The organism is Acinetobacter sp. YH01005 (assembly GCF_013420465.1).
Taxonomy (GTDB): Bacteria; Pseudomonadota; Gammaproteobacteria; order Pseudomonadales; family Moraxellaceae; genus Acinetobacter; species Acinetobacter amyesii.
This window is the reverse complement of sequence record NZ_VOYA01000068.1, coordinates 1-1,138: the sequence shown is the minus strand read 5'-3', so window position 1 is coordinate 1,138 and position 1,138 is coordinate 1. Positions and strand designations below refer to the sequence as shown.

Below are 1,138 nucleotides of genomic sequence, written 5' to 3'. Positions count from 1 at the left end.
TGAACCGTACCGGGTTTGTCGGAGACTTTTTTATTTAAGTTAGGCCACCTGACCTAACGGGTTAATCTTATCATAGTACATTGCTTCAAACTCAAAAGGCGATACATAACCCAGTGCACTGTGTACACGCTTTTTATTGAACCAATCTACCCAGTTTAGTGTCGCAAGTTGTACATCTGCTAAACCTTGCCAATCTGCTTTTAGATATTCAATCACCTCTGTTTTGTATAAGCCATTCACCGTTTCAGCCAAAGCATTATCGTATGAATCACCAGTCGTACCGACTGATGCTCGTAAATTTGCAGCTTCTAAACGATTGGTATAGCGAATAGAAAGATATTGAACACCTCTATCGGAATGATGAATCACATTCTTTGGCATGCCTCGATCGTGCAATGCTTGCTCTAATGCATCGAGCACCATATCTGTATTCATCCGTGTCGATACTTTCCATCCAACAATTGCTCGTGAGAACACATCAATAATAAAGGCGGTATAGACCCAGCCTGAATGAGTTTGAATATACGTAAAGTCACTCACCCACAGTTGGTCAGGATGATCAGCATTAAAATTACGTTTCACTAAATCATCTGCTCTTTTTTGATCATCTCGGCTACGGGTGGTTTGTTTATTCTTACCACGCCAAACACCTTGTATACCTAGCTTCTGCATCAATCGAGCAACTGTACAACGTGCGATAACATAACCTTCACGTTTCAATTGTTGCCAGACCTTACGCACACCATATCGACCTGAACTTTCTTTCCAAATTCGTTGAATTTGTTCAGCATGATGCTCATCATGTAGATCTCGTTTCGCTCGATGTTCTGGATTGTCAGCGAGATCTAAAGTTCGGTAATAGGTTGAAGCTGCGATCGGTAAAATCCTACAAATCGCATCAACACCATATCGATCTTTATTGTTATGGATAAAATCCACCATTATTTGTGTGGGCGGTCGAGCTCCGCCTGGGCGAAAAAAGCAGCTGCTTTACGTAGAATTTCGTTAGCACGTTGCAGTTCTTTATTTTCGCGTTCGAGTTGTTTGATACGTTCTTGGTCTGAAAGCTGCTGTACTTTAACTGGATTTTGTTTATCTAAATATTTTTGATACCAAACACGTAGTGTTTCAGGAGTAC

At 40.9% G+C, this 1,138-nt stretch carries 1 protein-coding gene and 1 other annotated feature; the gene reads right to left on the bottom strand.

The window, feature by feature from the left end:
* Window positions 1-39: 39 nt before the first annotated feature.
* Window positions 40-1,138, bottom strand: a protein-coding gene (locus FTT72_RS16135; protein ID WP_180114994.1) for an IS3 family transposase whose coding sequence is annotated in 2 segments (ribosomal slippage) — window positions 40-983 and window positions 983-1,138 — 1,100 coding nt annotated over the 2 segments. Because the reading frame shifts where the segments join, the coding sequence is not laid out codon by codon here. This gene is flagged as partial in the annotation.
* Window positions 868-984: a sequence feature (AL1L pseudoknot), on the bottom strand. Its footprint overlaps the gene before it by 117 nt.